Source organism: Roseivivax sp. (assembly GCF_054552075.1).
The window spans coordinates 106,673-112,821 of record NZ_JBTOLZ010000014.1 but is presented as its reverse complement, the minus strand read 5'-3'; the positions used below and the strand labels follow the sequence as shown (position 1 = coordinate 112,821).

The 6,149-nt window shown below is 62.7% G+C and carries 8 protein-coding genes; 4 read left to right on the top strand and 4 right to left on the bottom strand.

All coding sequences use genetic code 11. The features are described from left to right. Positions 1-865, top strand: an 865-nt coding sequence (locus ACX938_RS12175; RefSeq protein WP_459431255.1) for a dihydrolipoyl dehydrogenase family protein, incomplete at its 5' end; no start/stop codon positions are given. Positions 866-886: 21 nt separating this feature from the next. Then, on the top strand, positions 887-2,239 hold the full coding sequence (locus tag ACX938_RS12170) for a dihydrolipoyl dehydrogenase family protein (RefSeq protein ID WP_459431254.1): 1,353 nt from the start codon (positions 887-889) through the stop codon (positions 2,237-2,239). A gap of 12 nt (positions 2,240-2,251) precedes the next feature. Here the strand turns inward: ACX938_RS12170 and ACX938_RS12165 are convergent, their stop codons facing one another. Then, positions 2,252-3,100 carry a cation diffusion facilitator family transporter gene (locus ACX938_RS12165; RefSeq protein ID WP_170394727.1) on the bottom strand — a complete coding sequence of 283 codons (849 nt, stop codon included), beginning with the start codon at positions 3,098-3,100 and terminating at the stop codon, positions 2,252-2,254. Between the two features lie 62 nt (positions 3,101-3,162). Between ACX938_RS12165 and ACX938_RS12160 the strand changes: the two genes are divergently transcribed. Then, positions 3,163-3,513 carry an ArsR/SmtB family transcription factor gene (locus ACX938_RS12160; RefSeq protein ID WP_170394730.1) on the top strand — a complete coding sequence of 117 codons (351 nt, stop codon included), beginning with the start codon at positions 3,163-3,165 and terminating at the stop codon, positions 3,511-3,513. Here ACX938_RS12160 and ACX938_RS12155 read toward each other — a convergent pair. Both ACX938_RS12155 and ACX938_RS12150 read right to left on the bottom strand, forming a co-directional pair. Beyond that, the gene (locus ACX938_RS12155; protein WP_459431253.1) at positions 3,501-4,094 is read right to left on the bottom strand and encodes a methyltransferase family protein; all 594 of its coding nucleotides are present in this window, start codon (positions 4,092-4,094) and stop codon (positions 3,501-3,503) included. The genes ACX938_RS12160 and ACX938_RS12155 overlap by 13 nt on opposite strands. Further along, a complete protein-coding gene (locus tag ACX938_RS12150) occupies positions 4,091-5,026 on the bottom strand; it encodes a cation diffusion facilitator family transporter (protein WP_459431252.1) in 936 nt (311 codons plus the stop codon). The genes ACX938_RS12155 and ACX938_RS12150 overlap by 4 nt, the downstream gene beginning before the upstream one ends. A 71-nt stretch (positions 5,027-5,097) precedes the next feature. On the opposite strand from ACX938_RS12150, the gene ACX938_RS12145 reads away from it, so the two are divergent. Then, positions 5,098-5,553: a MerR family transcriptional regulator gene (locus ACX938_RS12145; RefSeq protein WP_459431251.1), complete on the top strand. Its 456-nt coding sequence runs from the start codon at positions 5,098-5,100 to the stop codon at positions 5,551-5,553. Positions 5,554-5,732: 179 nt separating this feature from the next. Here ACX938_RS12145 and ACX938_RS12140 read toward each other — a convergent pair whose 3' ends face one another. Beyond that, the gene (locus ACX938_RS12140; protein ID WP_459431250.1) at positions 5,733-6,149 is read right to left on the bottom strand and encodes a ribbon-helix-helix protein, CopG family; all 417 of its coding nucleotides are present in this window, start codon (positions 6,147-6,149) and stop codon (positions 5,733-5,735) included.

Below are 6,149 nucleotides of genomic sequence, written 5' to 3'. Positions count from 1 at the left end.
CTACATCGGCGCGGAGCTGGCCCAGATGATGAGCCGCATGGGCGTGAAGGTCACGCTTGTCGCCCGTTCGCATCTGTTGCCCGGCGCGGAACCAGAGGTCTCGGAGGCATTGGCGGCGGCGTTCGAGGCCGAAGGCATCACCCTTCTGACCGGGTTAAGCTACGACACTGTGCGCCGCGACGACGCCGGCGTGACACTACGCGTGATCCAGAACGGAAAGCCTGTCGAAGTGACAGCGGATCACCTCGTTTCGACCGCTGGCAGGCGGGCCAATACCGAAGATATGGGCCTGGACGCAATCGGCGTTGAAACAGACGCGCGTGGGTCCATCGTCGTCGGCGAGGACATGCAGACATCGGTGCGAGGCATCTATGCCGCAGGCGATGTGACCGACCGTGACCAGTTTGTCTATATGGCGGCCTATGGTGCAAAGCTCGCGGCCAAAAACGCGGTTCTCGGCGAGGATCATCGTTACGACAACGCCGCGATGCCCTGGGTGGTGTTTTCCGACCCGCAGGTCGCGGGCGTCGGTCTCGGTGAAGCCCAGGCGCGGGACGCGGGCTTCGATGTAAAGACGTCCATCGTGCCGCTCGATCAGGTGCCGCGCGCGCTGGCCGCACGCGACACGCGCGGATTGATCAAACTGATGGCGGACAGAAAGACGGACCGATTGCTTGGTGGCCAAATCATCGCGCCCGAGGGGTCCGATACAATCCAGACTCTCGTTATGGCGCTGAAGTTCGGCATGACCACAAAGGCACTTGGGGAGACGATCTTCCCGTATCTGACGACCGTGGAAGCGCTGAAGCTGGCGGCCCAGACATTCGACATGGATGTGGCGAAGCTGAGCTGCTGCGCCGGATAGACCCAAGACTAGGACCAGAAAATGAGCGAAGACTACGACCTGATCGTCATCGGGGCAGGCATGGCGGGCGTGGCTGCGGCCAACAAGTGTGGCGCGGCAGGATGGCGTGTGGCCATTGTCGATGCGCTGCCCTTCGGCGGCACCTGCGCATTGCGCGGCTGCGATCCAAAGAAAATCCTGCGGCGCGGTGCGGAAATCATGGACGCGGCACGGCTCATGCAGGGCAAGGGGATCGATCCCGGCGATTTGTCGATCAACTGGGCCGATCTGATGGCCCACAAGCGCGGCTTCACCGATCCGGTGCCGGACAAGATGGAAAAAGGCCTGACGGGCAATGGCGTCGAAACCCTGCATGGAGCCGCCCGCTTCACGGGAAGCAACACGCTGGAGGTTGATGGGAAGACATATCTGTCGAAGCGGTTCCTTGTCGCCGCCGGTGCCATGCCCAGGCCGCTCGGCTTCACAGGGGCCGATCTCGTGATCGACAGCACGAATTTCCTCAACCTTGAGGCCCTTCCCGAACGGATTCTCTTCATCAGTGGCGGCTTCGTATCCTTTGAGTTCGCGCATATCTCGGCGCGGGCCGGAGCCAAACCCATCATTGTGGATCGCGGGGCCCACCCATTGGGCAGCTTCGATCCCGATTTGGTCGACATGCTGGTCCAGCGCGGCGCCGGTATCGGCGTGGACCTCATGCGCGAGACCGAAATCGTCTCGGTCGCGGAAACCAGTGGAGCATTCACTGTCGAGGTTGCGTCGGGCGATCAGACCCGGACAATCGAAACCGATTTGGTCGTGCATGGCGCGGGCCGGGTTGCAGCCCTGGCCGACCTGAATCTTGAGGCGGCTGGTGTCGACCACAGTGACAAGGGCATCGTTGTAGCCCCCCATCTGCAAAGCACGACAAACAGCGCGGTCTATGCCGCAGGAGATTCCGCCGACACCGATGGCATGCCGCTGACGCCGGTCGCAGTGATCGAAGGGAAGGTCGCGGCCTCCAACATGCTCAAAGACGCGCAAACCGCACCGGATTATGCCGGTATTCCGACGGCCGTCTTCACCGTTCCGGAAGTGGCGCGTGTCGGCATGTTGGAAGACGAGGCAAGGGACGCCGGGCATGACATAGATGTCCGGTTCACCGACACTGGCGGTTGGTATTCGAACTATCGGATCGGCGAAACCTCCGCCGCCGCGAAGATCCTCGTCGATAGGTCGAATGGCAAGATTCTCGGCGCGCACCTGTTCGGCCCGGAATACGGCGAGCTGATCAATTTCTTCGGGTTGGCGATCAAGCTGGGCCTGACGGCCAAGCAGCTTCAGTCGATGACGGCGGCCTATCCAAGTGTCGGATCGGACTTGGGGTCACTTCTTTAACGCAAGCGCCCCCTACTCGTCCTTCAGATCATTCCGCGCGTCGCGGATGATCATCCACGACGAATGCAGGAAAAGCCCCGCGATCGCGAACGCGACGATCAGGTCGGGCCATGCACTGCCAAGCCACGCGACCAGCCCGGCGGCGATGACCACGGCGAGGTTGCCGATGGCGTCGTTGCGCGAAAACAGCCAGACGGCCCGCATGTTGGCATCGCCCTTGCGGTGCTTCAGCAGCGGCAGGACCGCGAGGACGTTCACGATCAGCGCACCCACCGCGAAGGCTCCCATCAACCCGGCTTCGGGTGTCGTTTGGTTGAGGACACGCCAGAGCGTGCTGCCGACGACGCCGAGGCCCAGAAGCCCCAGAAACACGCCCTGGATCATCGCTGACCGCGCACGCCATGTCAGGCTCCAACCGATGGCGAGCAGGCCCAGAAACGTGATCGCGCCGTCGCCGAGGAAATCGAGCGCGTCCGCCTTCAAAGCCTGCGACCCGGACAGGAACCCGCCGAACATCTCGACCACGCCGTAGCCGAGATTGAGCAGGACCACGATCCAGAGGGCGCGGCGATAACTCGGGTCCTTGTAGGCCGGATCGGAGGATGTATCGCCGTCCTCGATCTTCTCAAAGCCGTAGCCGGTCGCATCGAGCGCGGGCCGCACCTTCGACAAGTCACCCTCCGCGATCCGTAATGTCATGACGTGGGTTGCGGCAGACACCTTCACATCGCCTTCGGCCACGCCCGCAGACCGGGCCGCGCGCTCGATCTCGGCCGCGTCCTTGGCGCAGTCCATGCCCTGCACCCGCATTCGGATCGGCGTGGAGGCCGTCGGCAACGTGCTGTTCTCGGCCTGGTTCATGTGCGATCCTCTTCAAAGTGGCGAGCAAAAGTGCCGCCGCTAACGTATCAGTGGATAATGATATGACGACGCAAGACGTTCAAGACGATCTTTTGGCACCCGACGCCCTAGAACTGCGGGCAAAGCTCTTTCGGGGCCTCGGCGATCCCAGCCGTCTGGCGATCCTCGATGCGCTGGTGGCGGGCGAACGCAGCGTTCAGGAGATTGTCGCTCATACTGGGTTGGGGCAACCCAATGTCTCGAACCATCTGCGCTGCCTTCTGCATTGCGGGCTGGTCAGCCGCCGCAGCGAAGGTCGATTTGTCCGGTATCGCCTGGCGGACAGGCGGGTTGCCGAGCTGATCCGTGCCGCGGATCGGCTCCTTGCCTCAACCGCGACCGGGCTCGGCGACTGCGAACGCTACACAGAGTAGTCAGCGTTCTGTCGGCTTGGAAACCCGAAAAACCGCGGCGTCCGTTTCCGATACGTGCGGTAGGGCGCGCCATAGACCTCTTCCAGCCATGGCTCTTCGGCAAAAGGGGCGAGAGCAAAGGCGACCACACCGCCCGTCGCGATGATCAACGCAGCGGGAGTGGCGGACAGGATTGCCCATCCGACCAGGATGCCCATGTCTGCCACGTATTGCGGGTTGCGCGACCAACGATAGAAACCATCGGTTTTCAGCTCGGCTTCCGCGCCGCTGGTCGCGTCGAGGCCGATGCCCAAGGCAGCAGGCCAGACCACGGCATTGCCCGCCATGATCAGCGGCAGGCCTACGCTCCAACGAAGCCAGAGCGGCCAATCCAGAGCATTCCATCCGGCGGAGCCCACAAGGATCGCGCTACTGAAGACCGCGAGGGTCGGGAGCCAGACCATGAGTTGGCTGAGCCAGTTCACCCGTTGCGGGGGCCAGAGACGGCGGGATGGGACAAGGATCGACCAAAGCAGCATCGCAATAAGAACTGTTTCACAGACAAGCGCGACGGTCAGCGCCACGGAAGCAAAGTCGGTCATCCGTGCCGCTCCTCGCCATGCCCGCGCCCGCCGAACTCGGACGGGTCGTCGCAGGCGTGGCGCGCGCATTCCAGCTCCAGCGTTGTGTGCTCGATGTCGAAGCGGTCTGCCAGCGCTGTTTTGATCCGCTCCTTCACCGCGTCTGCGTCGGACCAACGGCCCTCGGTTATTACGATATGTGCGTCGAGGGCCGCTCGGTGTTCGTCCATCTGCCAGAAATGCGCGTGGTGGATGCCGGTCACCCCGTCGATTCCGCGCACGGTCTCCAGCACCGCTTGCGTCTCGATTTCCGGTGGTGAGCCGAGCATCAGGATACGGATCACCGGGCCAATTTCCCGGAACGACTGCCAAAGTATGTAGCCTGCGATCAGCACCGTCACGAGCGGGTCGATCAGCCGCCAGTCGTAAAGCAGGATCAGCGTGCCAGCGACAATCACCGCGACGGAGCCGAGCGCGTCGGCGACGTTGTGCAGGAACGCCGCGCGGATGTTCACACTGGATTTGGACATGGCGTAGGTCAGCGCAGCCGTCACGGCGTCCACGATAAGCGCAATTCCGGCGATGATGACGATCAGCCAGCCCTCGACCGGCTGCGGATCGGCAAAGCGCATCGCGGCTTCGTAGAGCAGGTAGAGGCCGATCACGATCAGCGTGGTGTAGTTGATGAGCGCGGCCACGACCTCGACCCGACCGTAGCCGAACGTCATGTCGGCATCGCGAGGTCGCCGCGCGATTTTCCGGGCGGCGAAAGCGATGATGAGCGAGATTGCATCGGAAAAGTTGTGCAGCGCATCGGCGATCAGCGCCAGCGAACCGGAAACGATGCCGCCGACGATCTGAGCAACCGTCAGGCCCATATTGACTGCGATGGCGGCGAAGACCCGGCGGTCGCCCGCTTCCGGATCGACGTGATGATGATGGCCGTGCCCCATAGTAGCTCCTTTCGATTCGTATCACTTCAGTGTAGATACGATCTACAGCGACTGGAGGTTCAAGAGGCGACATGAAAGAATATTCCATCGGGCAGATGTCGCGCCGGACGGGTGTGAAGGTGACGACGATCCGCTACTACGAAAGCCGGGGCCTGATACCGGCACCGGCGCGGACGACAGGCGGGCAGAGGCGCTATGATGCAGCGGCGCTCGAACGCCTCGCTTTCCTCCGTCACGCGCGGGAACTGGGCTTCGGGCTCGATGACATCGCCGATCTGATGGCCTTGGCAGAAGCCCCGTCAGAGGATTGCGCACCTGCCCATGAGATCGCACGCAAGCAGCTCGCGGCGGTGGACCGGCGCATGACCATTCTCGCGCAGCTTCGGGAAGAACTGGTGCGGATGGCCAGTGCGGACGATCCAGGCCACGCCGGAGAGTGTCGCGTCATCGAGGTTCTGGGGGATCACCGGCTCTGTATCGGTGCGCATGATCTGCCGGACGGTAGCGCAGACTTATCCGGAAGCTAGGCGAAATTCAGTTGCTTGTGACAACATCGACGGTTTCGTCGAAGGACCGAAAGCCGCCGTTGGCGCAGCCGCAGCGAATGCACGCTTTGTCCGCACATCTCACGTTGATGACGGATGCTGGGAACGACCGCTTTGCTCTGTCGGGAGGCGCGAAAGACGACTGGTGACCCGGCTAAACCTTATTCCATGGAGGCTGATACGTCCTGTGAAAGCTCCTTGGTCAGGGTCGATCCCTTGGCCAACCGACGCGCGAGCGTTTGAACGAACCCACCATACCGCTCCTTCCCCTTCGCCTTGGCCGCTGCGTAGGTGGCATCCGGCAGCGGTGGCGTTGTCGTCAGCCAGAAGCGAACAAACAGCGCCAGCGCCTCGGTCGTGATCTCTTGGTCGCGTTCCAGCCGCTCGAGCGACCTTGTCAGGCGGTCCAGCCTGCGGACGATCGCGGCCTCGCTCTGTTCGGCGCTGTCGGGGGAGAGGAACGACGCCAAGGCCGCTTCGATGATCTGGGTTTTGGGGACGCGCCGCCGCGCGGCGAGCGCGTCGATTTCATCGAAGAGGGCTGCGTCGACATAGGCGGTGATCTTGGCTTTCTTCAT

Coding starts and splice junctions, on each gene's coding strand:
- ACX938_RS12170 (WP_459431254.1), top strand. CDS start 887: ATGAGCGAAGACTACGACCTGATCGTCATCGGGGCAGGCATGGCGGGC.
- ACX938_RS12165 (WP_170394727.1), bottom strand. CDS start 3,100: ATGAACCAGGCCGAGAACAGCACGTTGCCGACGGCCTCCACGCCGATC.
- ACX938_RS12160 (WP_170394730.1), top strand. CDS start 3,163: ATGACGACGCAAGACGTTCAAGACGATCTTTTGGCACCCGACGCCCTA.
- ACX938_RS12155 (WP_459431253.1), bottom strand. CDS start 4,094: ATGACCGACTTTGCTTCCGTGGCGCTGACCGTCGCGCTTGTCTGTGAA.
- ACX938_RS12150 (WP_459431252.1), bottom strand. CDS start 5,026: ATGGGGCACGGCCATCATCATCACGTCGATCCGGAAGCGGGCGACCGC.
- ACX938_RS12145 (WP_459431251.1), top strand. CDS start 5,098: ATGAAAGAATATTCCATCGGGCAGATGTCGCGCCGGACGGGTGTGAAG.
- ACX938_RS12140 (WP_459431250.1), bottom strand. CDS start 6,149: ATGAAGAAAGCCAAGATCACCGCCTATGTCGACGCAGCCCTCTTCGAT.